General features: G+C 51.4%; 29 protein-coding genes. 6 read left to right on the forward strand and 23 right to left on the reverse strand.

The window, feature by feature from the left end:
* Nucleotides 1-6 precede the first annotated feature (6 nt).
* From A9165_RS05045 to glyA, 9 genes are all read right to left on the reverse strand, one after another.
* Nucleotides 7-483 (reverse strand): phosphatidylglycerophosphatase A, encoded by a 477-nt coding sequence (locus A9165_RS05045; RefSeq protein ID WP_065955135.1) that lies wholly within the window; start codon nt 481-483, stop codon nt 7-9.
* Nucleotides 483-1,442 carry a thiamine-phosphate kinase gene (gene thiL / locus A9165_RS05050; RefSeq protein ID WP_065955136.1) on the reverse strand — a complete coding sequence of 320 codons (960 nt, stop codon included), beginning with the start codon at nt 1,440-1,442 and terminating at the stop codon, nt 483-485. Before thiL ends, A9165_RS05045 begins: the two co-directional genes overlap by 1 nt.
* Nucleotides 1,443-1,484: 42 nt before the next feature.
* On the reverse strand, nt 1,485-1,898 hold the full coding sequence (gene nusB / locus A9165_RS05055) for a transcription antitermination factor NusB (RefSeq protein ID WP_008607569.1): 414 nt from the start codon (nt 1,896-1,898) through the stop codon (nt 1,485-1,487).
* A 12-nt stretch (nt 1,899-1,910) separates the two neighbouring features.
* A complete protein-coding gene (gene ribE / locus A9165_RS05060) occupies nt 1,911-2,375 on the reverse strand; it encodes a 6,7-dimethyl-8-ribityllumazine synthase (RefSeq protein ID WP_008607568.1) in 465 nt (154 codons plus the stop codon).
* 76 nt (nt 2,376-2,451) lie between these two features.
* Entirely contained in the window at nt 2,452-3,561 is a 1,110-nt protein-coding gene (ribBA, locus tag A9165_RS05065; protein ID WP_065955137.1) for a bifunctional 3,4-dihydroxy-2-butanone-4-phosphate synthase/GTP cyclohydrolase II, read from the reverse strand.
* 11 nt (nt 3,562-3,572) lie between these two features.
* Nucleotides 3,573-4,223, reverse strand: coding sequence for a riboflavin synthase (locus tag A9165_RS05070; RefSeq protein WP_065955138.1), 651 nt, complete (start codon nt 4,221-4,223; stop codon nt 3,573-3,575).
* A 1-nt stretch (nt 4,224) separates the two neighbouring features.
* The gene (gene ribD / locus A9165_RS05075) at nt 4,225-5,373 is read right to left on the reverse strand and encodes a bifunctional diaminohydroxyphosphoribosylaminopyrimidine deaminase/5-amino-6-(5-phosphoribosylamino)uracil reductase RibD (RefSeq protein ID WP_083216226.1); all 1,149 of its coding nucleotides are present in this window, start codon (nt 5,371-5,373) and stop codon (nt 4,225-4,227) included.
* A 1-nt stretch (nt 5,374) separates the two neighbouring features.
* Nucleotides 5,375-5,827 carry a transcriptional regulator NrdR gene (nrdR, locus tag A9165_RS05080; RefSeq protein ID WP_008607564.1) on the reverse strand — a complete coding sequence of 151 codons (453 nt, stop codon included), beginning with the start codon at nt 5,825-5,827 and terminating at the stop codon, nt 5,375-5,377.
* A gap of 120 nt (nt 5,828-5,947) precedes the next feature.
* Entirely contained in the window at nt 5,948-7,201 is a 1,254-nt protein-coding gene (gene glyA, locus A9165_RS05085) for a serine hydroxymethyltransferase (RefSeq protein WP_065955139.1), read from the reverse strand.
* 231 nt (nt 7,202-7,432) lie between these two features.
* Here glyA and dinB point away from each other — a divergent pair, with 231 nt between their 5' ends.
* Nucleotides 7,433-8,563: a DNA polymerase IV gene (gene dinB / locus A9165_RS05090; protein ID WP_065955140.1), complete on the forward strand. Its 1,131-nt coding sequence runs from the start codon at nt 7,433-7,435 to the stop codon at nt 8,561-8,563.
* 106 nt (nt 8,564-8,669) lie between these two features.
* Here dinB and A9165_RS05095 read toward each other — a convergent pair whose 3' ends face one another.
* Both A9165_RS05095 and A9165_RS05100 read right to left on the reverse strand, forming a co-directional pair.
* Entirely contained in the window at nt 8,670-8,882 is a 213-nt protein-coding gene (locus A9165_RS05095; protein ID WP_008607558.1) for a cold-shock protein, read from the reverse strand.
* Nucleotides 8,883-9,111: 229 nt separating this feature from the next.
* Nucleotides 9,112-10,446, reverse strand: a complete 1,335-nt coding sequence (locus tag A9165_RS05100) for a DEAD/DEAH box helicase (RefSeq protein ID WP_065955172.1) — start codon at nt 10,444-10,446, stop codon at nt 9,112-9,114.
* Between the two features lie 104 nt (nt 10,447-10,550).
* On the opposite strand from A9165_RS05100, the gene A9165_RS05105 reads away from it, so the two are divergent.
* Nucleotides 10,551-11,090, forward strand: coding sequence for a DUF2058 domain-containing protein (locus A9165_RS05105; RefSeq protein ID WP_065955141.1), 540 nt, complete (start codon nt 10,551-10,553; stop codon nt 11,088-11,090).
* A 40-nt stretch (nt 11,091-11,130) separates the two neighbouring features.
* On the forward strand, nt 11,131-11,988 hold the full coding sequence (locus A9165_RS05110; protein WP_065955142.1) for a TraB/GumN family protein: 858 nt from the start codon (nt 11,131-11,133) through the stop codon (nt 11,986-11,988).
* A 61-nt stretch (nt 11,989-12,049) separates the two neighbouring features.
* Here the strand turns inward: A9165_RS05110 and A9165_RS05115 are convergent, their stop codons facing one another.
* Nucleotides 12,050-12,781, reverse strand: a complete 732-nt coding sequence (locus tag A9165_RS05115) for a class I SAM-dependent methyltransferase (protein ID WP_008607554.1) — start codon at nt 12,779-12,781, stop codon at nt 12,050-12,052.
* Nucleotides 12,782-12,821: 40 nt separating this feature from the next.
* Here A9165_RS05115 and gloB point away from each other — a divergent pair, with 40 nt between their 5' ends.
* Genes gloB through A9165_RS05130 form a run of 3 tightly spaced genes read left to right on the forward strand, consistent with a single transcriptional unit; the run spans nt 12,822 to nt 15,729 of the window.
* Nucleotides 12,822-13,589, forward strand: coding sequence for a hydroxyacylglutathione hydrolase (gene gloB / locus A9165_RS05120; RefSeq protein WP_008607553.1), 768 nt, complete (start codon nt 12,822-12,824; stop codon nt 13,587-13,589).
* A gap of 55 nt (nt 13,590-13,644) precedes the next feature.
* Nucleotides 13,645-15,231: a LysM peptidoglycan-binding domain-containing protein gene (locus A9165_RS05125; RefSeq protein WP_065955143.1), complete on the forward strand. Its 1,587-nt coding sequence runs from the start codon at nt 13,645-13,647 to the stop codon at nt 15,229-15,231.
* Nucleotides 15,232-15,249: 18 nt separating this feature from the next.
* Nucleotides 15,250-15,729 carry a hypothetical protein gene (locus A9165_RS05130; protein ID WP_008607550.1) on the forward strand — a complete coding sequence of 160 codons (480 nt, stop codon included), beginning with the start codon at nt 15,250-15,252 and terminating at the stop codon, nt 15,727-15,729.
* 4 nt (nt 15,730-15,733) lie between these two features.
* On the opposite strand, the gene A9165_RS05135 is transcribed toward A9165_RS05130, so the two are convergent.
* From A9165_RS05135 to A9165_RS05185, 11 genes are all read right to left on the reverse strand, one after another.
* Nucleotides 15,734-15,940: a hypothetical protein gene (locus tag A9165_RS05135; RefSeq protein ID WP_065955144.1), complete on the reverse strand. Its 207-nt coding sequence runs from the start codon at nt 15,938-15,940 to the stop codon at nt 15,734-15,736.
* Between the two features lie 2 nt (nt 15,941-15,942).
* Entirely contained in the window at nt 15,943-16,785 is an 843-nt protein-coding gene (locus A9165_RS05140) for a GAF domain-containing protein (RefSeq protein WP_065955173.1), read from the reverse strand.
* A gap of 234 nt (nt 16,786-17,019) precedes the next feature.
* Nucleotides 17,020-17,661, reverse strand: a complete 642-nt coding sequence (gene maiA, locus A9165_RS05145; protein WP_008607544.1) for a maleylacetoacetate isomerase — start codon at nt 17,659-17,661, stop codon at nt 17,020-17,022.
* On the reverse strand, nt 17,658-18,677 hold the full coding sequence (locus A9165_RS05150; RefSeq protein WP_065955145.1) for a fumarylacetoacetate hydrolase family protein: 1,020 nt from the start codon (nt 18,675-18,677) through the stop codon (nt 17,658-17,660). Before A9165_RS05150 ends, maiA begins: the two co-directional genes overlap by 4 nt.
* 21 nt (nt 18,678-18,698) lie before the next feature.
* Nucleotides 18,699-19,829: a homogentisate 1,2-dioxygenase gene (locus A9165_RS05155; protein ID WP_008607542.1), complete on the reverse strand. Its 1,131-nt coding sequence runs from the start codon at nt 19,827-19,829 to the stop codon at nt 18,699-18,701.
* Nucleotides 19,822-20,895, reverse strand: a complete 1,074-nt coding sequence (hppD, locus tag A9165_RS05160) for a 4-hydroxyphenylpyruvate dioxygenase (protein ID WP_008607541.1) — start codon at nt 20,893-20,895, stop codon at nt 19,822-19,824. The genes A9165_RS05155 and hppD overlap by 8 nt, the downstream gene beginning before the upstream one ends.
* 227 nt (nt 20,896-21,122) lie before the next feature.
* A complete protein-coding gene (tyrR, locus tag A9165_RS05165; protein WP_065955146.1) occupies nt 21,123-22,685 on the reverse strand; it encodes a transcriptional regulator TyrR in 1,563 nt (520 codons plus the stop codon).
* Between the two features lie 132 nt (nt 22,686-22,817).
* Nucleotides 22,818-23,159 carry a 4a-hydroxytetrahydrobiopterin dehydratase gene (locus A9165_RS05170; RefSeq protein WP_008951460.1) on the reverse strand — a complete coding sequence of 114 codons (342 nt, stop codon included), beginning with the start codon at nt 23,157-23,159 and terminating at the stop codon, nt 22,818-22,820.
* 10 nt (nt 23,160-23,169) lie between these two features.
* Nucleotides 23,170-23,970, reverse strand: coding sequence for a phenylalanine 4-monooxygenase (phhA, locus tag A9165_RS05175; protein WP_065955147.1), 801 nt, complete (start codon nt 23,968-23,970; stop codon nt 23,170-23,172).
* Between the two features lie 211 nt (nt 23,971-24,181).
* A complete protein-coding gene (locus A9165_RS05180; protein WP_065955148.1) occupies nt 24,182-25,117 on the reverse strand; it encodes a chemotaxis protein in 936 nt (311 codons plus the stop codon).
* 32 nt (nt 25,118-25,149) lie between these two features.
* Nucleotides 25,150-26,403 (reverse strand): PLP-dependent aspartate aminotransferase family protein, encoded by a 1,254-nt coding sequence (locus A9165_RS05185; RefSeq protein ID WP_065955149.1) that lies wholly within the window; start codon nt 26,401-26,403, stop codon nt 25,150-25,152.
* Nucleotides 26,404-26,452 lie beyond the last annotated feature (49 nt).

Raw genomic sequence — 26,452 nt, forward strand, 5'->3', positions numbered from 1 at the left:
GTATCCTTATAACCAACCCTGCTTCAGCAAGGCGTGCATAATCAGTAAAGCCGGTATTGCTGCCAACAGGTCATCCAGCATAATGCCAACACCACCATGCACCCGCTGATCAAACCAACGGATCGGCCAGGGTTTGACAATATCAAAGAAGCGGAATAATACAAAGCCAACTAACAGGCTGCTAACAGAAATTGGCACCAGCAGCATCGTCAGCATAAAGCCGATAATCTCATCCCAGACAATGGCACCATGGTCATGCTCGCCCACATCCGCCGCGGCTTTGCCACAAATATAGCAACCCAAAGCGGCGCCAAACAGCAAAAACAGCCCGTACCAAAGCGTGCCTAACTGACTGAATAATAAGATCAGCGGCACCGCAGCAAGAGTTCCAAAGGTACCAGGTGCCTTTGGTGCTAAACCACTGCCAAAGCCAAGGGCTAAGAAATGCTGCCATTTAGACAGCTGAAATTTAGTGTTCTGCATCAGAAATGAACAAAGCCAGTATGTTGATAACTAATGGCCTGTTCCCCGGCTTTTAATTCCAGTTTGCCACTGGCGCCGGTAATACGGCCGATACAAGTAACGGGTACGCCATAAGGGCTTAACAGCACATCAAGAGCACCACGACGACTCTCAGGTACCGTAAACAGCAACTCGTAGTCCTCGCCGCCGGATAAAGCTAACTGTAAGGCTTCGGCCTGATCGCAGCTGTCTTTTAATGCCTGTGACATCGGGATTCGATTGATATCAATAAAGGCACCAACGCCGGACCGGCGCAGAATATGCGGTAAATCACCGGCCAGACCATCAGAGATATCCATTGCACTACTCGCCAGATTGCGCAGCGCCTGCCCCAGGGCTACCCGTGCTGATGGATAATGAAAACGCTGCAGTAGGTGGCCCTGATGTTTCTTACTGACCTGATGCTGGCCTTGCACTAACTTTAAACCGAGCGCGGCATCACCCAAAGTGCCGGTAACATAGATATAATCGCCAACCTTGGCCCCGCTGCGGGTAATGGCTTTACCATGCGGCACCAACCCCTTGGCAATCATAGTCAGACTAAGTGGTCCGCGGGTAGTATCGCCACCAATCAACTGGCAGTGATAATAGTCGGCAGTTTCATGTAAACCGGCAGCAAATTCCGCCAGCCAGTCTTCTTTCACTTCCGGTAACGTCAGGGCTAACGACAGCCAGGCAGGTTCCGCGCCCATCGCTGCTAAATCACTGACGTTCACTGCGACCAACTTATGGCCGAGGGCTCTGGGATCAACATCGGCAAAGAAATGGGTGCCACAGACCATAGTATCGGTGGTGATCACCAGATCATAGCCATCCCGCACCTGCAGTACAGCACCGTCGTCACCGATCCCCAGTTGGGTATCAGCGCGTTTCGCCCCGGCCTGACTAAAGTACCGGGCAATTAAATCAAATTCACCCATACAGATTAAAAAGCCGACTTACGTCGGCCTCCATAAAGCAGGTTATGCTGGTCGTAATACCCGGACGGCTTTGTCCAGGATACCATTGACGAATTTGTGGCTATCATCCGCGGCGAAGGCTTTGGCCAATTCGATCGCTTCATTAATGACAACCTTATAAGGCACATCCAGGCGGTATTTCAGCTCATAAGCCGATACCCGTAACACGGCTTTCTCGACTAGATCGATATCTTCAAACGGCCGCTCCAGAAAGGGTTTAATGGCTTCATCGAGCTTGCTGTGATGTAACACCACGCCACGCAGAATATCCTGGAAGTAAGGCACATCCAGATGTTTGACATTGTTTTCCAGCAACAGTTGCTGTTCAATATCGGCAATCGGATTCTGACTGACTTGCCAGCTGTAGATACCTTGTACCGCTAACGAGCGGGACTGACGACGCACATTTGGTTTCATGCCGGTTTCCTGTTACAACTGCTCAAGCACATTAATCATTTCCAGTGCCGACATCGCTGCTTCACCGCCTTTATTGCCTGCCTTGGTTCCGGCACGCTCAATCGCCTGCTCGATACTGTCAACAGTCAGCACGCCAAATGCCACCGGCAGGTCAAACTGCATCGCGACCTGGGCAATACCTTTCACACATTCGCCGGACACATATTCAAAGTGCGGCGTGCCACCACGGATCACCGCGCCCAGCGCAACGATAGCGTCGTATTTTTTGCTGGCAGCAACCCGCTGCACCGCTAATGGCAGTTCGAAGGCACCGGGGATCCGCACCACGGTAATATCTTCAGCGGCGATATTGCCGACACGCTGTAAGGTATCTACGGCGCCGCTAAGCAAACTTTCGACGATAAAACTGTTAAAGCGCGCGACCACGATCGCGATCTTTTTACCTGTTGCAGCATAGCCTGCTTCAATCACCTGCATTGCCAGTCCTTACTTGTTAACTGCCACTAAAATCAGCCGCGCATAATAGCATAGTCTGCGACGTTCTGGCAGAGGCTTATTCAGAAACGTAATCCACCACTTCCAGGCCAAAGCCTGACAGCGCGTGATACTTTTTCGGTTGGCTTAACAGCCGCATTTTCCGCACACCAAGGCTGGCCAGAATTTGCGAGCCGACGCCAACATTACGGGAGGTACCTTTCCAGGGGGCAGAGCGGGGTTTTTCACCTTTATCTTCGGCCTGGAAATTCTGCACCATTTGTACCAGCTCGTCAGTCGACTCGTGCTTACCCAGCAGCACCAGCACCCCGCCCTCGTTAGCAATACGCTGCATGGCAGTGTGCAATGGGAAACTCAGATTAGCGCCACGGTTGCTCAGTAATAAATCACTGAAGGTATTGTGTAAATGTACCCGTACCAGCGTGGGTTGTTCTGGCTGGATTTCCCCTTTCACCAGCGCAAAGTGCAGCTGATTATCGATAGTATCTTTAAAGGTCACCAGTTCAAACTCGCCCATCTCCGTTGGCAGCTGGCAGGTTGCCACTTTTTCGATAGTGGTTTCATTCAGGTTCCGGTATTCAATCAAATCGGCAATGGTGCCAATCTTAATATTATGTTGCTTGGCAAAGACTTCCAGATCCGGACGCCGCGCCATGGTACCGTCATCATTCAGGATTTCGACAATCACAGCGGCCGGTTCCAGGCCAGCCAGACGCGCCAGATCACAGCCGGCTTCGGTGTGACCAGCACGCACCAGCACACCGCCGTCCTGCGCCATTAACGGAAAAATATGGCCGGGCTGCACGATATCTGCCGGGCTGGCGTCACGAGCTACCGCCGCTTTCACAGTGCGGGCGCGGTCTGCCGCCGAAATACCGGTGGTAACCCCCTCGGCGGCTTCAATCGATACGGTAAAATTGGTCGAAAACGGCGATTTATTGGCATCAACCATTAACGCCAGATTAAGCTGCTTGCAGCGCTTTTTGGTCAGGGTTAAACAAATCAGACCGCGGCCATATTTGGCCATAAAGTTAATCGCTTCCGGCGTAACATATTCGGCCGCCATCACCAGATCGCCTTCATTTTCACGATCTTCATCGTCCATCAGGATCACCATCTTGCCCTGACGGATATCTTCAATAATTTCAGCGGGGGTATTCAGTTGCATAACTAACCTTCTTATAAAAAGCCGCGCTGCGCCAGCAACGCCAAATCAACACCGCCCTTAGGCGCCGCAACCGGTGTGGTTAACAGCCGCTGGATATAGCGGGCTAACAGATCCACCTCTATATGTACCCGACTGCCTTTTTGCAAGGTCAGTAAGGTAGTTTGTGCTGCCGTATGCGGCACTATGGTTAAGCGAAAACGGTCAGTCAGCACTTCATTTACGGTCAGACTAATGCCATCGATAGTCACCGAGCCTTTGTGGGCAATAAAGGGCGCCAGTTCTGCCGGCAGCGCAAACCACAGTTGCCAGGCACGGGCGCTTTGTTCCATGGCCAGCAAAGACGTCACCCCATCGACATGACCACTCACCAGATGCCCACCGAGACGCCCGGTTGCCAGCAGCGCCTTCTCCAGATTCAACAACTGCCCGACCTTATATTCACCAAAGCGGGTCAGGGCTAAGGTTTCAGCCGACAAGTCTGCACTAAAAGACTGGGCACCTAGCGCAGTGACCGTCAAACAGACACCATTCGTCGCGATACTATCGCCCAATTTGACGTCGCTAAAATCCAGACTACTGCTCTGGATGGTGACACTCAGATCGCCGCCCTTGGGGCTAAGCCGGCTCAGGGTGCCGGTGGCTTCAATAATACCGGTAAACATCTTATTCCTCGCTAGGGCGGGCGCGCAGGCGCAGGTCCGGCCCCAGACTAATAACCTCATTAAACGCCAGTTTTGGCGTCTGCGCCAGTTGCTGAAAATCCCCCAGCACCGCCAATGGCCGGCCTTGTTCGCCCAGCAGCAGCGGGGCCTGATACAGCAGTAATTCATCCACTAAGCCAGCTTTTAGCAAACTGCCCGCCAGGACAGCACCGGCCTCCGTCCACAGACTATTAATCTGTCGCGCTGCGAGTCGTGTTAGCAGCTGAACCAGATCCAACTGGCCGTCAGCGCTTAACGCCAGCGGCAATCGTTCTACTGCGACCTTTGTCTCGGCTAACATACGCGGCGCGGCGTCAGCGGCATAACACAGCAGCACCGGACCACCTTCATTAAACAGCGGTTCGCTGCCACTTAACCGCTGCTGCCGGTCCAGAATCACCCGCAGTGGTTGGCGTAAACTGCCATCGGCGAGCGGCCGGATCAAGGCTGCCGGCTCTGCGCCAGCATCGCTACTTTGCCTTACCGTTAAGCGCGCCGCATCGGCGAGTACGGTACTGGCGGTGGATAAAATCGCGCTAACCTGCGCCCGCCATAGCTGCACGTCAGCGCGTGCGGCGTCACTGGTTAGCCATTGACTCTGGCCATTAGCCAGGGCGGTACGTCCATCCAAACTGGCCGCCAGTTTCAGATACAGATAAGGCCGCTGCCGCTCCATCCGGCTTAAGAAGCCCGGATTAAGCGCTCTGGCTTCCTCTGTTAATAAACCGTACGCAACGCTAATGCCAGCTTGTTGCAGTATGGCAACGCCCTTACCGGCGACCAGCGGATTCGGATCCAGCATCGCAATCACCACCCGGGCGACACCGGCTTTTACCAGTGCTTCCGCACAAGGTGGCGTGCGACCATAGTGGGCACAGGGCTCCAGCGTCACGTAACAGGTCGCACCCCGGGCGGCGCTGCCGGCTTGTTGTAAGGCAAAGACTTCAGCATGCGGGCCGCCGGCTTGCTGATGAAAGCCTTCGCCGAGCACCTGACCATCCTTAACCACCAGCGCTCCCACATTGGGGTTGGGATCAGTCGTAAAACGGCCCTGTGCGGCCAGCGCCAGCGCGCGGCGCATAAAAGCATGATCGGCCTGACTAAAACTCACCTTATTGCTCTCCGAGACGGGCAATTTCTTCACCAAACTCGCGGATATCTTTAAAGGAGCGGTACACCGAGGCAAAGCGCACATAAGCAACTTTATCAACTTTCACCAGCTCATCCATAATCAGATTCCCCAGCAAATTACTGGCGACTTCACGTTCACCGGTGGCCCGGAGCTGGGATTTAATTTTATTAATCAGCTGCTCAATTTGTTCGGTCGCCACCGGCCGCTTTTCCAGTGAGCGTAATAAACCGCTGCGTAACTTATCTTCATTAAAGGGTTCTCGGGAGCCGTCACGTTTAATAATTCGTGGCATCACCAACTCTGCCGCTTCAAAGGTAGTAAAGCGCTCGTGGCAAGCCAGGCACTCGCGACGACGGCGTACCTGATGACCATCGGCGACCAGACGCGAGTCAATGACCTTGGTATCATCGGCATTACAAAAGGGACAATACATACTGACCTTTTACCCCCTAGCTAACTGTTCAGGACAAGGCGCTAACAGCCTGTTTAGCCGGCGCTTTGCATAAAAGAATGGCCGCATTAGCGGCCATCACAGCATAGCACGAGTTATGCCTTAGGCATAAACCGGGAAGCGGCCACAGACTTCAGCCACCTGAGCCCGTACCTTGGCAATTACCGCCTCATCACCACGGCTATCCAGCACATCACAAATCAGGTTAGCAACCAAACGCGCTTCGGCTTCTTTAAAACCACGACGGGTAATGGCCGGGGTACCGATGCGCAGACCGCTGGTAACAAATGGCGAACGCGGGTCGTTCGGCACTGAGTTCTTGTTTACCGTAATATGCGCCTGACCTAACCAGGCATCAGCATCTTTACCGGTGATATCTTTATCGATCAGATCCATCAGGAACAGATGGTTCTCGGTACCACCGGATACAATCTTATAGCCACGGCTGATCATCTCAGCACACATGGCTTTAGCGTTCACCAGCACCTGCTGCTGATAAACTTTAAATTCCGGCTGCAGCGCTTCTTTAAAGGCTACCGCTTTCGCCGCGATCACATGCATTAACGGGCCACCTTGTCCGCCCGGGAACACCGCTGAGTTCAGTTTCTTCTCAATGGCTTCGTTCTTACGGGCCAGGATCAGACCGCCACGTGGGCCAGCCAGGGTTTTATGGGTAGTGGTGGTCACCACATCGGCGATAGGCACCGGGTTTGGATACAGACCCGCCGCCACCAAACCGGCAACGTGCGCCATATCCACCATCAGGTAGGCACCGACTTTATCCGCGATATCACGGAAGCGCTGCCAATCAACAATACCTGAGTAAGCCGAGAAGCCGGCAATAATCAGCTTCGGCTTGTGCTCTAAGGCCAGGGCTTCAGCCTGATCATAATCAATCACACCCGTTTCAGGATGCAGACCGTACTGTACCGCATGATACAGCTTACCCGAGGCGCTTACTGTGGCACCGTGCGTCAGGTGACCGCCATGGGCCAGACTCATACCCAGAATAGTATCGCCGGCATTTAACAAGGCCAGGAATACCGCGGAGTTCGCCTGTGAACCTGAGTGCGGTTGCACGTTGGCGTAGTCGGCACCAAACAATTCTTTCGCGCGGGCAATGGCTAAATCTTCCGCGATATCCACATATTCACAGCCGCCGTAGTAACGTTTGTGCGGATAACCTTCAGCATATTTATTGGTTAATTGTGAACCTTGCGCCTGCAGCACCCGGGGGCTGGCATAGTTTTCTGACGCGATCAGCTCAATGTGAGCCTCCTGCCGCTCAGTTTCCTGAACCATGGATTGCCATAATTCCGGATCAAAATCCGCAATATTCATATCACGCTTTAACATGCTTTCTCCTGAGCGCGGCTATCACGCTTAACGTTAACGACAGTTTGAAAAACTGGCGGCTATTCTACCCTGAAATAAAAATTGTTGCACCGAAAAAACAGCCATCCAGACTTCTGAAAAAGCAAATCTGCCGCCGGCGCCGTATTAGCGCGCTAAAAATGTGCAGCAAAGTTGCCAAAGCCGCGGCCATCGGCTACATTACTGGTTATTCATACAGCATACTAAGCAGTAATGACTTCGACGCGGAAAATTATTCATCTGGATATGGACTGCTTCTTCGCCGCCGTGGAGATGCGCGATAATCCGCGGCTGCGTGATATTCCGCTTGCCATCGGCAGTGACGGTAAACGGGGTGTTGTCGCCACCTGTAATTATCCGGCGCGGGCCTTTGGTGTGCGCTCCGCGATGTCCAGTCATGAGGCGTTAAAGCGTTGCCCACAGCTGACTTTTGTCCGCGGCAATATGGATAAATATCAGGCAGTCAGTAAGCAGATCCGCCAGATTTTTTTGCGCTACACGCCGTTAGTCGAACCCTTATCTCTCGATGAAGCCTATCTTGATGTCAGTGCCAGCCCACATTTTGCCGGCAGCGCGACACTGATTGCCGAAGATATCCGCCGTAGCGTGTTCGCGGAAACCGGTCTGACCGTCTCCGCCGGGGTGGCACCAAATAAATTTCTGGCAAAAATTGCCAGTGATGAAAATAAGCCGGATGGGCTTTTTGTGTTAACGCCGGCTAAGGTAGCTGACTTTGTTGCCGCTCTGCCACTACGCAAAATTCCCGGTGTCGGCCCTAAGGCAGCAGAGAAACTGGCCAGGCTGGGATTGCAATTTTGCCGCGATATCGTACCGCCGGGTGGTGAAGTGCCGCTGCCGTTACTAAGCGCCCTACTCAAAGAGTTCGGCAGTCAAACTGCCAGTTTATTAGAGCGCTGTCAGGGTATCGATCTGCGGGAGGTGCAACCGAGCCGGGAGCGCAAATCGGTTGCGGTGGAGCGCACCCTGGCCAGCGATTTACACCAGCTAACTGACGCCCAGCAGATGCTGCAACAGTTATTGCCGGATTTACAATGCCGGCTCGAGCAAAGCGGCAAGGCGCATTTACTGGCCAAAATCGGCGTGAAATTAAAGTTTAGTGATTTTCGGCTGACCACAGTCGAGACGCAAAGCCAGCATCTGGATCCGGTTTTACTAAACGAGCTGTTAGCACAGGCCTGGCAAAGACGCGCGGATCAGGGTATTCGCTTGCTGGGATTGCAATTGGGCTTTAAAACACAGTGCGAAGAGCAGTTAAGCCTGCCATTTGACGTGACGCTAACCCACCCGAATAACAGTAACAGTGCCGCCTGTCTGCCTGGCTAAACCAGCCGGTTTAAACCACAGCAGCGGTACCAATTAAAACGGCAATAAAGTCGGCTGCAATAAAAAGCCGGCGCTAGGGCCGGCTCTTTTACAAAAACGAGACTAATTAACCGGTAACAGTGACGTTTTCAGCCTGTGGGCCTTTTTGACCTTCAGTAACTTCGAAAGTTACTTTCTGGCCTTCAACCAGCGTTTTACGGCCAGTGCCGTTGATGGCGCGGAAGTGTACAAACACGTCTTTGCCGCCGTCACGGGCGATAAAACCAAAACCTTTTTCCTCGTTGAACCACTTCACTGTACCAGAAATTAACTGTGACATAACATTCTCTTACTTAAACAAAAGTTTGCCGGAGCTCCGGCGTCTTAAATATTACCGGCCAGGTAATCGAGCTGATAGATATTCAACCGCATTATCAGTGGCGCTGATGCTGTGGTCAACATAAATACCGGAGCGAACAGAACTTTCGTTGCTGTACAGGCCGTACCGGCGACATGGCAAGTTTTGCTATGTCACTTTTTGAGTGTAGCAGCAGATGTTGAAAAAATAATCACTCTGGCTGAATTTTTTTCCGCCGCACCGGTGCACTGCCATCGTCGCCGCCTTGAAAGAAACGTTTGGCCGTTGCGGTTGGGCTGGTTTCAGGTTTTGCCACTACCCGTGCCGTCTTGCCAGCACCTGGCTTGGCAGGCTTAGTTTGTGCGGCTTTCTTCGGCGCCACCTTAACTACCGGCTGACCATTAAAGCGTGCTGCCAACCCCTCCAGGGCACTGAATTCTGCTGGCCGTCGTAAGAAGGCTTCTATTTTCTGTAGTGCTGACCAATCCTTTGGCCCCACCAGCGAGATTGCGGTCCCCTTGGCACCAGCACGACCGGTACGCCCTATGCGGTGTACATATTCTTCCGGATGTTTCGGCAGGTCAAAATTGATGACATGTGATACTTGCAACAGGTCCAGACCACGGGAGGCCAAATCAGTCGTTACCAACACCTGATACTTGCCGCTGGCGAAATCCTGCATCACTTTATTACGCTGTGCCTGATTCAGCCGCGCACTTAAGCCAATAGCGGGCAAACCGGCTTGCTGACAAAACTCGGCCAGCCGGGTGGCGTCATCGCGGGTTGCGGTAAAAATAATCAGCTGCTTCAAACTTTCCTGTTGTAACAACTTCGCTAGCAGCGCTTCTTTGTGCGTTAAATGATCGGCAAAATAGAAGCGCTGGCTGATATCACTGTGTAGCTCGTGCCCGCTATTTACACTAACCCGAAACGGATTTTTTAACAGCGCCAGTGATAACGCATCTAAGTCAGTATGCTCCAGCGTGGCGGAAAACAACAAGGTCTGCCGTAAGCGATGAGCGGCGGCTTTATTAATGATGGTCAGTTGCGGTAAGAAACCCAGATCCAGCATCCGATCCGCTTCATCCAGAATCAGCATTTCCAGGCCCTGTAAAAATACCGACTTATGCTCGAGGTGATCAACAAAGCGGCCGGGCGTGGCCACAATAATGTCAGGCTGGCGTTTCAGCAGTTTTTCCTGATCATTAAAATTCTCGCCCCCAACCAGCAGCACGGCAGTCACCGGGGTATTGGCCACGAACAGCCGTAACTGGGCGTAGACTTGTTTTGCCAGCTCACGGGTCGGCGTTAGGATCAGCGCCCGCGCATCCTGTTTCGATAATGCCCGGCTTTTTAACAACCGCTGCATCATCGGCAGCAAATACGCCAGCGTTTTACCCGAGCCGGTTTTTGACGATACCAGCAGATCGCGCCCCACCATTACTGCGGGTATGGCTTCCTGTTGGATCTCGGTAGGCCGGGCAAAGCCTAAATGTTGAACAGACCGCAGCAAACGCGGGTCCAGCCCCATATCCTGAAATTGCAAAATATCTGTCTCCAAAAATCTGGTGTCCAGTATACCCTAATTGTTTGCAACCGCCCATCGCGCTAGTATAGCGTCACCTTACGCCCTACTGTGATGAATTAACGATGAGTAATGCTCTGAAAGAACAACTGTTAAAAGCTGGCCTGGCCGATGCCAAGAAACTAAAAACCGTAAAAAAACAGCAGCATCAACAACGGGTGCAGGCGCCGAAAAATCAAAAAGTGGTTAATGAAGCTAGTATTCTGGCCGAGCAACGTCGGCAGGAACAGGTCGCCCGGGATCAGGAGCTAAACCGGCAAAAGCAGGCTGAACTGCAGAAAAAAGCCATCGCCGCCCAGGTGAAACAGCTGATCGAAACCAATCAGATTAAGATCAGTGGTGAAGTGGCGTTTAACTTTACCGATGGCAAGCTGGTGAAACGACTTTACGTTAATGATAAGTTGCATAATGAATTAACCCGTGGTTTACTAGCCATTGCCCGCTTAGGTGAGCACTATGCACTGGTGCCGGCGCAGATTGCTGAAAAGATCCAGCAGCGCCAGCCGGAAAGTATAGTGTTACTAAACAGCCGGCAAGAACACCAGGTAGCGGCTGAGGACGACCCTTACGCTGCCTATCAAATCCCGGATGATCTGATGTGGTAACTGGCAGTTCATCCTTACCGCTAACAGAAGGAGCAAGAGAATGCGGTTTCTGATTCAGTTTAGCCTGCTTTTATTACTATTGTTCAGCCAGTCGCTGTCGGCCGCGTCGGTTTGGCAAGTCAGCAAGGGGGAGAAAACCTTTTATCTGGCAGGTACAGTACATCTACTTAGTGAAAGTGATTTTCCGCTGCCCAAAGCCTACGATACCGCTTTTAATGCCAGCTCTAAGCTGCTGTTTGAGACCGATCTTGGCGCCATGACCCAGCCGCAAGGCATGATGCAACTGATGTCGCAGAATACCTTTGCCCCGGGGCAAAGTCTGCAACAAGTCTTATCAGCGGAAGTCTATGCCAAATTAAAAGCCGAAGCCGAAAAGCGGCAATGGCCACTGACCTCGTTAGAGCAATTTAAACCTGCCTTTGCTTCAATGACCATGTCAGTACTGGAATTGCAACGGCTGGGAGCCGCCGGTACCGGCGTTGATATGCATTACTGGCAGTTGGGACAGCAACAAAATAAGACGCTGGCCGGTCTGGAAACCCTTGATGAGCACCTTGCTGTGTTAAATGCCATGAATCAACTCGATGCGAATCTGGTGATCAGCTCGACCTTAAATGATCTGGATAAGCTGGAAGGGATGTTAGGTGAGATGAAAACGGCCTGGGTAAAGGGCGATGTTGGCCAGCTCGAAACGCTATTCTTAAAAGATATGCAGCAATATCCTGAATTGGAAGCCATACTGCTAACCGATCGCAACCACGCCTGGATGAAAACGCTGACGGCGTTGGAAGAAAACAACGTAATGGTACTGGTTGGCGCTCTGCATCTGGCAGGCAAAGATGGCTTACTGAAGTTACTCGCTGATCAGGGATATCAGTTGACACAACTGACGGAATAAAATCAGCCCCCTTACATTCCAAGAACACGCCCGCTATTGCGGGCGTAGTTTTAGGCGTTGGCTAGAGTTTTTCTCTGGCGCGGATGCCCTGCTGCGCCGGGCTAAAACTACTTTGTACCCGCCACTTCGGACGGATCGGAGTCAGCGGTAATTCTCGTTTGCGCGCCACTAATAAGTAACTGGACGCAAACAGGTTTAGAAAGCGTTCATTAAACTTCTGCCAGCTACTCTGCCGAAACTCTTGTGCCAGCATGGCGCTGCAAAAAAATCGCTGTTCAGCCATGACTTCAAAACCGATCAGGTGTAGCCAATCTTTGATCCGGGCTGCACTAAAAAAGTGTCCTTGCCAGGGCAATTGCTGCTGATACGCCGGTAAACAGCGCCATAACCCTAACCAGCTATGTGGGTTAAAGCCACTGAGCAACAAATAGCCGTCCGCAACCAGCACCCGGTGTGCTTCACGGATCACATGATGCGGATCATTCTGAAACTCCAGGCAGTGGCTGAGCAATACCGCATCGACACTACTACAAGCGATCGGCAACGCATCCGGCTCTGCCACAACATCAGGGGTAATACTGGCAGAGCCCAGCCGTAACTGATAACGCACCCGGCATTCCGGCGTGCTCAGTTGGCAGCTAAGATCCCCAACTTTTAACAAATAATAGCCAAAGATTTGCTGCCACCAGGGTGCCAATTGCTGTTCTAATGCTGCGGCCAAGGCCGGTCCCTGCCGGAAACTTTGCCAGTGTTTCGGCGCTTGCAGCTGATTTTCACGTAATGCCGGTTTCATGTTAAGGTGCAGCCTTGTTTGCGATGCATGGAGCCTTCAAATGCCAGAACTGATCCCGCTACCTGCCTTTAATGATAATTATATCTGGGTTCTGACCGAGCAACACAACCCCTACTGCCTGGTTGTCGATCCGGGTGATGCTGAAGCCGTGATCCCGTTTCTGCAGCAACAGCAAAAAATACCTGCGGCGATCCTCATTACTCATCATCATGCCGATCATACCGGCGGTATCCGGCAATTAAAACAACACTACCCAGCTTGTCGGATTATCGGCCCCGCTGCAGAAGAATCCAGAATTCAAGGACTTGAACAGCTAGTGTCCGGCGGAGACCTGTTAAGTGTACCTGAGCTAAACTGGCAGTGCCAGGTGTTCGACCTTCCCGGCCATACCGCAGGTCATATTGGTTTTTATTCAGCGCCCGTTCTGTTTTGTGGTGATACGCTGTTTAGCGTTGGTTGTGGCCGCTTATTTGAGGGGACCGCAGAGCAGCTGTATCAGTCTTTGCAATCCCTGGCGGCACTGCCGGACGATACGCTAATCTGCTGTACTCACGAATATACCCTTGCCAATATAGCCTTTGCCCTGAGCATAGAGCCAGATAACTCTGATTTGCAGCTGCACCTAAAGCATTGCCAGCAAAAACGTCAGTTATCTGAGCCTACCCTGCCAGCGCTATTGGCGACTGAGAGAAAAGTTAATCCGTTTTTACGCTGCGAAAACAGTAGGCTACAACGGAAATTTAATCAAAACTCGGCTTTGGCTTTGTTTACTTACTTAAGACAAGCCAAAGATCAGTTTAAATCCTGACTTGCAATGTCTGGTCAGACAGGTAATATCGTCTTTTTACATTTGGAACCATGTTATGACTGTAAGAATCTCTGCCGTTGTATTGCTGGCACTGCTTACTGGCTGTGTCAGCACGACAGGGTCTAACTCTGATAACACGGCTGTTACTGCGGTTCAGCCTGCAGTAAAACCCAAAACCACTGATTTTCATAAAGATACTGCATCTGTCGAATTGATTGCTGAACGCTTGTGGAGTGCCGGCCTCAGTGAGGAGCAATTGTTGGAGGCATCCGAGCTGGAAGACCTCTGGCAACGGATCCAGGCGCAGTTATCTTTTAAAGTTCCGCAAACGCGCCCTATTATTGAGCAACGTAATTTTTATGCCGATAACCAGGGTTATCTGGATCGGATTGCCGGTCGGGCGCAACCCTTTTTGTTTTTTATCGTCGAAGAGCTGGAAAAACGGCAAATGCCACTCGAACTGGCGTTATTGCCTATCGTTGAGAGTGCCTTTGACCCTTACGCCCAATCGCCATCACGTGCTGCCGGTATGTGGCAGTTTATGCCGGCCACCGCTAAGCGTTTTGGTTTAGCGCAAAATAGTTGGTACGATGGCCGTAAAGATGTGGTGCAATCTACCCGGGCGGCGTTAGATTATTTAGAGTATCTGTATAACACCCTGGAGCATGACTGGCTCAACGCTATTGCCGCTTATAACGCCGGTGAAGGTCGTATTATGCGGGCGATCCAGGCTAACAAAAAGCGGCGCTTACCGACAGACTTCTGGTCGCTTGACTTACCCGCTGAAACTACCGCCTATATCCCAAAATTACTGGCACTGGTTGACATTCTAAAGCGACCGGAAGAGTTTGAAATTGTCTGGAAATTTATTGCTAACGAACCCAAGATTGCAATAGTCGATGCCGGCCGGCAATTGGATCTGGTCGTCGCCGCGGAGCTGGCTGGCATTAGTATTGCCGATTTACAGGCGTTAAATCCCGGCTACAGCCAGTGGGCAACCGCACCGGAAGGACCACACCAACTGGTATTACCGGTAGAAAAAGCCGAACATTTCTCTGCCCAGCTAGCCCAAACGCCGGTAGAAAAAATGATGCAGTGGCAGCCGTATCAGGTTAAAAGCGGCGATACCCTCGGTGCGATCGCCAAACGTTATGGCATCAGTGTCGCAGCGATACAGAAACTGAATAATCTGACAAACAACAATATCCGAATTGGCCAGAATCTGTTGCTTCCAAGAGGCAACAACATTGATACTGAGCAACAGACACAATTGGCAAATACCAGCGGTCAGACCCCGGCAACGGCAGTTAAGCATCAGATCCAACGCGGTGATACGCTGTGGGATCTGAGCCGAAAATATGACGTGACCGTAGCCCAGATCCGGGAGTGGAATAAGCTTGCCGCTGGCGCGCCCCTTCGTGAAGGTCAGCAGCTCACCATTTACAGCAAGCAGCAACCTCTGGTGCTGGCGACAACCCGCACGCTCAATTATCGGGTCAGGCCTGGCGACTCGTTATCGAAAATCGCGCAAAGATTCAGCGTATCAGTGGCAGATATTGTAAAGTGGAATAATATTAATACAGAAAACTTTCTACAGCCTGGCCAACAACTCACCTTGTTAGTCGACGCTGGTGCTGTCTAATTGTTGAGGTCAAGCCCCATGATCAGAGTTCTGTTGGCGTTAATGGCGATATTACTGAGCTTTAGCGCAGCAGCAGACTTTGTGATTGAAGGCAAACTCAAACTTGAACAGGCTGATGGTCAGAAAATACAAAAAACCTTCCCGTTAACGCTGTTTCGGGAAGAGGGCAGTTACCTGTTTAGTATCGGCGAGCAACAAACCCGGCTGCCGGCGCCACCGCAAAAATATTCGCTCTATATTATTTTGCAAAATGATGAGGATCTTTTTGTCACTGATTTCAGTCAGCAGCCATTACGTGCCTTTACCCTGGAGATTGCTGAGCGCCGGCTTGAAGTTAGCCGGGATCCACTGGCCCGCACCGCACGTGGTCGCTATGTGTTAAAGCTGGATGGTGAGATATTTTATTTCAGCCGTGGCCCGGGACAAATTAACTTTATTTTCGACCAGAACGGAGTAAAGGATGTGACCGTCCAGGGTATGTTTAAACCCCGACGCTGAATTATTACGACTGCGGCTCTTGCTGTGGCTGTAATGGCGACCAGAGTCCGGACACCAGGCATAACAACGGCGCCACTAGCAACAACCAGAAATGGGGTAACGGGATCTGATGCCACCAGGCATGCAAGGCGGCAGTGAGCTGAAACAGCACCCCAAACAAGCCAACGTAACATAACTGCCGGTTTAACCAACGTTGTGGAAATCTTAGCATCGTCACTCCTCCCCTAAAGCAGCGGCCTGGTGTTTCAGCTTAACCAAAATGCGGGCAAACATCCCTAACAACAACCTCTCCTGTTCAGTATAGTAGTGATACTGACGAACAGAATCAAAACCGACAAAACCATATAACTGCTGCTCATCAGCAATAGGTATCGTCAATAAACTTTTTATCCCCTGCGGTTGCAATAGCTGCTTTAGTGCATCGTCATCGGGCAAAGAGGGTACATCTGGCAGATACATCTCCCGGCCATGTCGGTGGGTATTTAGCCACTGAGGAATGGCCGCCAGCGGTACTTGTTGTAATGTCTGAATTTCGGGCGCAATACCAGGTGCACACCATTCAAAGGTGTTGGAGCAGCTTTGCCGGATAAAATCGTAATCAAACAAATAGGCCCGGTCAGCCCGCACCACTTCGCCTAACTGCTGTAACGTCAGTTGCAGCATTGCCGGCACAGCAGCAGGCTGCAAACCGATAAAACGCTCGGTAATTTCCAATAAGGTGGCACTAAGGCGAGCCGCGTCAGGTTGAATGCTAGCCTGACGGCTGACCGGTAACTCCGGCAACTGGTGTAAGGTGACTAACTGATAGCCCGGCTCAGGCGCAAAGCTGTTTACCTGATAATAAAGATGGGTGTTTGCCGAATAAAATACTGCCCGGACATTGAAGTTTTCAGCCGGCGCCTGCGCCAGTTGCTGCTCATCCAGCCCGGTAACAATTTTAAATACTGCATTGGCAGCGATACAACGATTCTGCGTGGTACTGGCGGGCAGATCCTGAAACAGCGCACTGGCAAAGGGCGCCTGACGCCACCAGCTAAAGTGATCCATAATTGACATCCGTGACTGATAACTCCCTGCCTGTTCAGAAATGACAACTGCAATAGACTGACTGCGGTAACCAGGTTGTGGCATACCGGGCTGAATTTTGCCACACAGCGCAGATGACAGCCACACCACAGCTTAGCGGATCCCGGTGCGGGACACAATCGGCGGCACTATGTTTGCAGTAGCTTTCAGAATAGGTCTGCAATGTGATAGATAAAAGCTGGCGCCCATACCGGGCGCCAGCTTTTAAAGTTGTGCGTCAGGCTGTTGTTCGGGAGCCGCCAACGCAAAAGCAGCAAGTTGCAGACAATGCTGATAAATACGGCTGATCAGCGGATAGCGGCTCAGATCCAGGTTAAAACGCAGCGCGTTATAAACCTGAGGTACCAGGCACAGATCCGCCAGACTAACGTCATCACCATAGCAATACTGACCTGCCGTTTGCTGTAGCTTTTGCTCCAGCGCATTAAAGCCCAGTGTCAGCCAATGTTGGATCCAGCGCAGCTTTTGCGCTTCATCCAACGCCAGCTCCCCGGTCAGATACTGCAGCACCCGTAGATTATTTAACGGATGCAGATCGCAAGCAATATCCAGCGCCAGTGCCCGCACTTTAGCACGGGCAAACGGCTCTTGCGGCAACAGGCGCGGCTCGGGATAGGTTTCATCCAGATACTCGATAATCGCCAGTGACTGACTCAGGCTACCTTGCTCATCGACCAGGGTTGGTACCAGCTCAGCCGGATTTAGCGCCTGATAGGCGCTGCTATGCTGCTGACCACCGTCCTTGAGCAGATGCACCGGAATGGTTTCAAAGCTCAGCTGCTTCAGATTCAGGGCGATCCGCACCCGATAAGCGGCAGATGATCGCCAGTAGCTATAGAGTTTCATTGCCCCTGATACTCCACCACTTGCTGGTCAATAGCGCCAAAAATACTCTGGCCTTGCTCATCCAGCATTTCCAAGCGGATACTATCGCCAAAGCGCATAAAGTTGGTACTGGGTTTGCCATCCCGAATGGTTTCAATCATCCGGATTTCGGCGATACAGCTATAACCCACGCCACCTTCTTCAATCGAGGTACCGTAGGCAGTACCTTGCTTATTCGATACCGTACCCGAGCCAATAATAGCACCGGCGCCCAGATTGCGGGTTTTCGCCGCATGTGCTACCAACTCGCCAAAGTGGAAGGTCATATCAAGGCCAGCATTGGGTTTACCAAAAGCAATGCCGTTATAATGCGACAGCAATGGCAGATGCAAGCGCCCCCCCTGCCAGTATTTACCCAATTCATCCGGCGTCACGGCCACCGGGCTAAAGCTGGATGCCGGCTTGGATTGGAAAAAACCAAAGCCCTTGGCCAGTTCATTTGGGATCAGACCGCGCAGTGATACGTCGTTGACCAGCATCAGCAACCGGATCCGACTTAATGCCTGCTCGGCACTGATGCCCATAGGTACATCATCCGTCACCACCGCCACTTCACCTTCAAAGTCGATCCCGTGTTGCTCACTGACGGCAGCAATAGGATCGCGCGGGCCGATAAAATCATCCGAGCCGCCCTGATACATCAGCGGATCCGTCCAGAAGGTTTCCGGCATCTCGGCGTTACGCGCCTTACGCACCAGCTCGACGTGGTTAACATAGGCACTGCCGTCTGCCCACTGATAAGCGCGTGGCAGTGGCGACTCACAGTCGGCCTGCACAAAACGTTGCTCACCCGGTACTGTGCCGGCATTTAATGCCTGATAAATTTCAGCCGCCTTCGGCGCCAGGCTGGACCAATGATCCAATAATTGCTGCATGGTGGCGGCGATATGCGGAATAGCAATACAGCGGCTCAGATCTCGGCTTACTACCACTAACTGCCCATCACGGGTCTGATTTTTTAACGTTGCTAACTTCATCTCAATTCCTTAACTGAGCGCTCAGGCTTTAACTTTCCAGCTATTCACATATTCCGGGTTTTCGGTAGCCAAGGCCGCCTCACCGACTTCCAGCGCATCCCGGGTATCCAGCATCACTGCAACTTCATCGGTAAACTTTTTCCGGTACTCTAAACCCGCCTGAAAGGCTTTCGGATGCGGACCATGGGTAAAACCGGCCGGATGGAAGGTGACCATGCCTTTTTCGATATTATCGCGACTGAAGAAATCGCCGGCATGATAGAACAGCACTTCATCGTAATCATCATTATTGTGATAAAACGGCACCTTTAAGGCGCCCGGGTCGCTTTCAATTGGCCGGGGTACAAAGGTACAGACCACAAAGCGCTGCGCGACAAAAGTCGTATGAGCTGATGGCGGTAAATGATAGCGGTGGCTCATTAAGGGCCGGATATCTCGCCAGTTAATCCGCATCACGGCTAAATCACCATGCCAGCCAATGGCATCCAGTGGATTATAGGGGTAAGTAATCACTGACACCTGGCCATGGCGTTTTACCTCAACCTGCCAGCTCTCTTCACTGTACTGAGCTTTGAAGGCAGCATCGATTTTCGGGGTATCCAGCATCGCCGGATCAAAGATCGCATGATTGCCAACCAGGCCTTTTTCCGGCAACTGATAGCTGTCGTTAGTGGCCTCAATCAGCACCACATACAACGGCTCTAGCGGCTCTAACCGCCACATGGTGGAGCGTGGAATGACTACATAGTCGCCATCGCGCAGGGTCAGATGACCATAATCGCAATACAGCTCGGCACTGCCCTCATGGATAAACAATAATTCATCGCCATCAGCATTACGCACCAGCCGGGTCATCTTATCGCTCAAGCGCCAGGTGCGGAATTTACAATGCGCATTATGTAGCAGCAAAGGGACTGCCCAGGGTGAGTCGGTACTCACTTCCAGGTTGTTAAAATCAAACAAGCGAGGCCGTAATGGGCCCTGCCAGTCACTCCAACCGGTTGGTGCATGGCGGTGATGGAAGTGTGTAGCCGGGCCGAAAAAGCCACTACGGCCGGTTTCGCGCTCGTAAATCGCTTGCTCGGGTAAATCGGCATGCGCCTGACGTGATACATCACCTTCTTTTAATGGAAAGGACGCCCATTTACGCATTGCTTAGCACTCCGCGCTGGATCTGATCTTCTTCGATCGACTCGAACAAGGCTTTAAAGTTACCTTCGCCAAAGCCTTCGTTGCCTTTACGCTGAATAATCTCGAAAAACACCGGGCCAATGACCGTCTTGGTAAAGATCTGCAACAAAATACCGTCTTTCATCGGTGCGCCGTCAATCAAAATACGCAGTTCTTTTAACTGTTCCAGATCTTCAGTATGGCCTTCAACCCGCTCATTGACCTTGGCATAGTAGGTATCCGGCGTTGGCATAAAGTCCATGCCGCGCTCACGTAAGGTACGTACCGTCTGATAGATATCATCGGTAGTCAGGGCGATATGCTGAATACCCTCACCTTTGTATTCGCGGATAAATTCTTCAATCTGTGACTTATCATCAGAGGATTCGTTAATTGGAATACGGATCTTGCCACAAGGTGCGGTCATCGCCCGAGATACCAGCCCAGTCAGCTTGCCTTCAATATCAAAGTAGCGGATTTCACGGAAGTTACCGATCTTCTCATAGAAACCGGCCCATAGGTTCATATTGCCGCGCATCACGTTATGCGTTAAGTGGTCCAGCACCTCCAGACCCACACCATGCTTGGCCATCTCGACCTGCCAGTTATCGTAGTATTTAAAGTCGATATCATAGACTGAGCTGGCACCATAGCGATCAACAAAGTACAGCAGACTACTGCCGATACCATACACAGCCGGAATATTCAGCTCCATCGGGCCAATCTGATTCTTATATTCTTTGGCACCGTTTGCTAAGGCATGTTTTAGCGCCGCAGCCGCATCTTTTACCCGAAATGCCATGGCACAGACTGATGGGCCATGCTTACGGGCAAACTCTTCCGCCTGAGAATTCGGCTCAGCGTTGATAATAAAATTGATATCGCCCTGCTTATACAGCCAGGCTTCTTTCGAGCGATGTTTCGCTACTTCAGTAAAACCGAGTGAGCTGAATAAATCTTTCAGCTTCTGAATGCCCTCGGCATCGGCTGCGGTATATTCCACAAACTCAAAACCATCAGTACCCAGCGGATTAATCATATCGGTCATGCGTCTACTCCTGTCTTTTTATCAATGGCGCCATGCGCTTGAGCGCTATCATGCGGTAGCGCCAGAAAAAAGGAAGAGGAAGCATTATTGTTGTGTCAGCGCGCTACTACGCGCTTAATGTAAAATTAGCGATACAGCGCATGATTTAGACGCAGTAACTTAAATGGAAAGGCCGTCGCTACGTAGCGGCGGCCAAAATGGCGTATAGAAGTCAGCACAAAGCGTAATTAAATTTTTACAGTCTTGCGACTAATACCATAATCACGCAGTTTATTCGCCACAGCGGTATGGCTTAAACCCAGCTTTTTCGCCAGTTGCCGTGAGCTGGGGTAAGCCGGAAACAGCTTCCGTAGCAAATTGGCCTCAAAACGTTTTACCGCCTCATCCAGGGTGCCGTCAAAATCCTGCTCCAGGTAACCAAAGTCATTGGTATAGCTTGGCAGCTGCAGATGTTGCTTTTCCAGCTCATTACCATCCAGCAGGGTAACAGCCCGATACAGCGCGTTTTCCAACTGCCGCACATTTCCCGGCCACGGATACTGCTGTAAAAACTGGCTGCAGTTATCAGTCAGTTTCGGCGCTTTACGCCCGAGTCGTGCCGCGTAACGGGCAATAAAGAACTCCGCCAGCGGCAGTACATCCTGTTTGCGCTCACGTAGCGGCGGTATGCTTAGTGTCAGCACATTCAGACGATAAAACAGATCTTCACGGAATTTGCCTTCCTGCACCATCGCCGGCAAATCTTTCTGGGTAGTACAGATCACCCGCACATCAACCCGCACTTCTTTTTCTTCTGCCACCCGGCGGAAACTGCCATCCTGCAAAAAACGCAGTAATTTGGTTTGCAGTTGCGGTGACATCTCACCGACTTCGTCGAGAAACACCGTGCCGCCATTGGCTTGTTCAAAGATCCCTTTCTTACCCTCAGCCGTACCGGGGAAGGCATTAGGCCCATAACCAAACAGCTCTGACTCGGCCACATTATCCGGCATCGAGGCACAGGGTACGGTTAAAAAGGGTTTGCCGTTGCGGCCACCGGCGGCATGACAGGCCCGCGCTAACAATTCTTTACCGGTGCCGGTTTCGCCGACGATTAAAATGGGGGCATCCAGCTGCGCCATGCGCCGCGCTTCCCGTACCACCTTGCGCATGGTATTGCTGCTGGCCTGTATACTGTTAAAACTCTCGGCATCGCCTTTTTTAAAGGCAATCATATGCTGACCGAGCCGGCTTTCCGATTTCAGGTTAATTACCGCTCCAGCTAAAATGTCCTGGCCGGTTTCATCCGGCACCAATACCGGCAAAATATCGGCGATAAAGCGTTTGCCATGAATTTCTAAACGTCGGGTTTGCGCCAGTACATCCTCGCCCTCCAGCCAACGCTGGAAATTAAAGCCTTTCACCATACCTTGTAATGACTGACCGATGATAGCGTCGTAGCTCACCGACAAGGCTTCTAATGCTGCCTCATTGATAACAGTAACATTGGCTTTCAGGTCAATGGCAATCAAACCATCGGGCAAGGTGCGCAGCAGCGTCATCACTTCGTTATGTTCACGCTCAGATGGCATAAAGGCGGTAGTTTTCACATCCTCCACGCCCTGGATGCGGCGCATCCTGGCCATCAATTCCTGAAACTGCTCAAAATTCACGGTTGGGAAAGACACATAGATCTTATTTAACGACGGATCGACTTCGATACCGCGCAGATCCAACTGATAGCTAACCAGCACATTGAGGACATCTTGCGCCAGCCCTAATCGATTTTGACACTGTATTTCTAAACGCATAGCCGCCTTACACCTCTGGCCTGACCGATGCTGCATCATACGGTAAATTAAAGCAGACAGACCAGTTTTTTTGTAAAGAATTATGAACAAAAAAGGACGCCTCTGGCGTCCTGTTACAATAAGACAGTAGGCTTAGGCTGACAGCAGCGCATCCGTCTTGGCAGCACAAATAAAATCATTCTTGTGCAGGCCTTTGATCGAGTGCGACCACCAGGTCACGGTTAACTTGCCCCACTCCAGCAGCAGCGCCGGATGATGGCCTTCCGCTTCTGCCATTTCGGCCACTTTATTGTGAAAGGCCCAGGCTTGTTTGAAGTTTTTAAATTTGTACTCGCGTTCCAGCTGTAAGATACCGTCACGGACCACCGGCGTCCAATCCGGGATCTGGCGCATTAATTCCGGCAACTCGGCCTCTGATACTTTTGGTGCATCAGCACGGCAGGCTTCACATTTCATTGCAGTTAATTCGGTCATGCTTGGTTTCCTAGCTTGCTTGCTTTTCTTTAGGTGGGAATTTCGGGGCATGTAAACCCAGGGCGCGCGCCTGCTCAACCAGCGCCATCAGATCCAGATGGGCGATATCAAACAGATCATCGATCCGGTTAATCATAAAATAAATCGGTTGCATAATATCGATCCGGTACGGCGTGCGCAGCACATCCAGCGCATCAAACGGCTTGCGCTCTGGCAGCTCGGACTCCAGCGCATAACGGGTTTCACCCGGCGATGACAGAATACCGCCACCGTAAATGCGAAGTCCGTCCGGCGTTTGCAGCAAACCGAACTCAATGGTAAACCAGTACAGTCTGGCCAGATACACCCGATCCTGCTTATTCGCTGCTAAGCCAAGCTGGCCATATATATGGGTAAACTCAGCAAAGGCCGGGTTGGTTAACATCGCACAGTGGCCAAAAATTTCATGGAAAATATCCGGCTCTTGCAGATAGTCGAATTCTTCGCGGCTGCGGATAAAGGTAGCAACCGGGAATTTCTTATTGGCTAGCAACTCAAAAAAGCGATCAAAGCTAATCAATGCCGGCACCTCAGCGCATTCCCAGCCAGTGGTTGCACGTAATACCTTACTGACTTCCTCCAACTGCGGGATGCGATCGGTGGGTAAATTCAGGCGTTGCAGCCCCGCCATATATTCGTCGCAGGCTTTACCTTCGATTACACCCAGCTGCCGGGTGATCAACTCGTGCCAAATCTGATTTTCTTCATCACTCCAATGGATAATGCCGTTGGCATCCGATTGGCGCGATACGTATTTACTGGTTTTAGTCATACACTACCTGTTGTCTTGATCGTTAACAGCGCATGGCTGCTGGCTCAGTATTTTGATTTTTTTAAAAGGGAGCCGATGCAGCGGATACTAGACGATAGTGGCGACGGTGTTAATCTTTGATCCCGGAAAAAACCACGGTTAAAGTGTAACAAAAGCATTACACCCTAACCGCTTTTCACGGTGATGATGGGGGCGATGCTGCCCCACAGGACTAAGCGTGCTGACTCTCTGCCAACCAATGATTGACGGCAGTCAGTAATTCATCCGGGTGAAACTTGGCAATAAATTGATCGGCGCCGACTTTTTTCACCATCGCCTCATTGAACACACCGCTTAACGAAGAGTGCAGAATAATATGGATCGGACGCAGTGCCGGCTCAGCTTTAATTTCTGCCGCCAGCGTATAACCATCCATCCGTGGCATTTCTATGTCTGAAATCAACAGCGGTACGCGCTGCGTCATTGTCTCGCCCCATTCTTTGGCTTTATTCCTTAACCAATCCAGCGCTTCCTGACCATCCTTAACCAACTCGGATTTAACCTGAATACTGTCCAGCGCTCTTTTGATCTGATTACGCGCGACAGCGGAGTCGTCCGCTACCAGTACCAGGATTTTATCCAAGGCTAAACCCTGCGATTTGGCCTTGGTATCATCACTAACCTCTTCATCAACGGGCATAATTTCAGCATAAACTTTTTCAACATCAATAATTTGCACCAGTTTATTTTCTATCTCAGTAACCGCAGTCAGATAATGTGATTTACCAGCACCTTGTGGTGGCGGTTTAATTTGCTCCCAGGTCATGTTCACGATCTTATCGACACTGGATACCAGGAACCCCTGCACACTGCGGTTGTACTCGGTGACAATCACAAAGGCATTCTCCGTTTTACCTATGCCCTTGCCAGTGGTGGCTTCCGCTAAATCCAGCACCATCACCGGTTCGCCCCGCAAATGCGCAATACCTTTGACACAGGGATGAGATCCCGGCATCTCGGTCAATTGCGGGCACTGGATCACCTCGCGCACCTTAAACACGTTGATCCCGAATGGCTGCGGCCCATTAAGCCGGAACAGTAATAATTCGAAACGATTCTGTCCGGCCAGATTGGTTCTTTGGTTTACCGAATTTAACAGATTACTCATGCAAGGCTTCCCGGAAATAACGTCGACTCAGTCTAGTTATAGCAGGTTTCCGGCCTCTGTTTTGGATTTAGCGCAAGCTTTGCCTTAACTTTTGCGCTTTGTTGCGTTAATGGCGCCAAGGCCTGCTGTAGATCGGCCAAAATATCATCAACATGCTCCAGGCCAACAGAGATCCGGATCAGGCCATCGCTGATCCCGGCGGCGGCCCGCTCTTCTGCAGTATAGGGACTATGGGTCATCGAGGCCGGATGCTGAATTAACGACTCAGCATCGCCCAGACTGACTGCCAGACTAAGCAAACGGCAACGATTAATCATCTCCCGGCTTTGCTCCAGACTAGCGTTGAGCTCAAACGCCAGCACGCCACCTGCGGCCTGCATCTGCGTACCAAGAAAGCGATAGCCCGGATGACCAGGCAGGCCCGGATAATGCACCACAGCCACTGCCGGGTGCGCCGCCAGATATTCGGCGACTTTTTGCGCATTACTGCAATGCCGCTCTAACCGTACCGATAGGGTTTTTAAACCACGGATAATCAGCCAGGCATCGTGTGGGCTGATAGTGGCGCCCATATCTTTTAGCGTGGTCAGTTTGATGGTGCGGATTTTTTCTTCATCCGAGACAATAATGCCGGCCACCACATCTCCATGACCATTCAGATATTTGGTCGCGCTGTGGATAATAATATCAGCGCCAAATTTCGCCGGCTGCTGTAACAGTGGCGTCAGGAAGGTATTATCAATCACCGACAGGATATTATGTTGCCGGCACAGACCACATAAGAAAGCCAGATCCAACACCACCAGATGCGGGTTAATCGGCGTTTCGGCAAACAGCATTTTGGTATTAGGCTTAATGGCGGCAATCACAGCCGCATGGTCGGTCATATCAACAAAACTGACTTCAATACCATAGCGGGCAAACTGATGGCTAAACAGCGCAAAACTGCAGCCATAAATGGCTTTACTGGCAATCAGGTGATCGCCCTGTTGTAAAAACGCCAGCGTCGCAGCTGCCACGGCGCCCATACCGGTCGCCGTCGCTGCAGCATCTGCCATGCCTTCCAGTGCTGCCACCTTAAGCTCCAGCTCGCGGGTAGTCGGGTTACCTAAGCGGGTATAAATATAACCTTCCTGCTCACCGGCGAAACGGGCTGCGCCCTGCTCGGCGTTGTCAAACACGAAGGTCGAGGTTTGGTAAATCGGTGTACTGAGCGCGCCATAGGGCTGTTTGGTTTTGCCGGCATGGATACACAGGGTTTCAGCATGTTTATTATTATTTTTCATAAGGGTGTTCTGCTAATGACTGCAACTTTATTCAGCATTAACAGAAAAC

The sequence above is a fragment of the Alishewanella sp. HH-ZS genome (assembly GCF_001704375.1).
Lineage (GTDB): Bacteria > Pseudomonadota > Gammaproteobacteria > Enterobacterales > Alteromonadaceae > Alishewanella > Alishewanella aestuarii.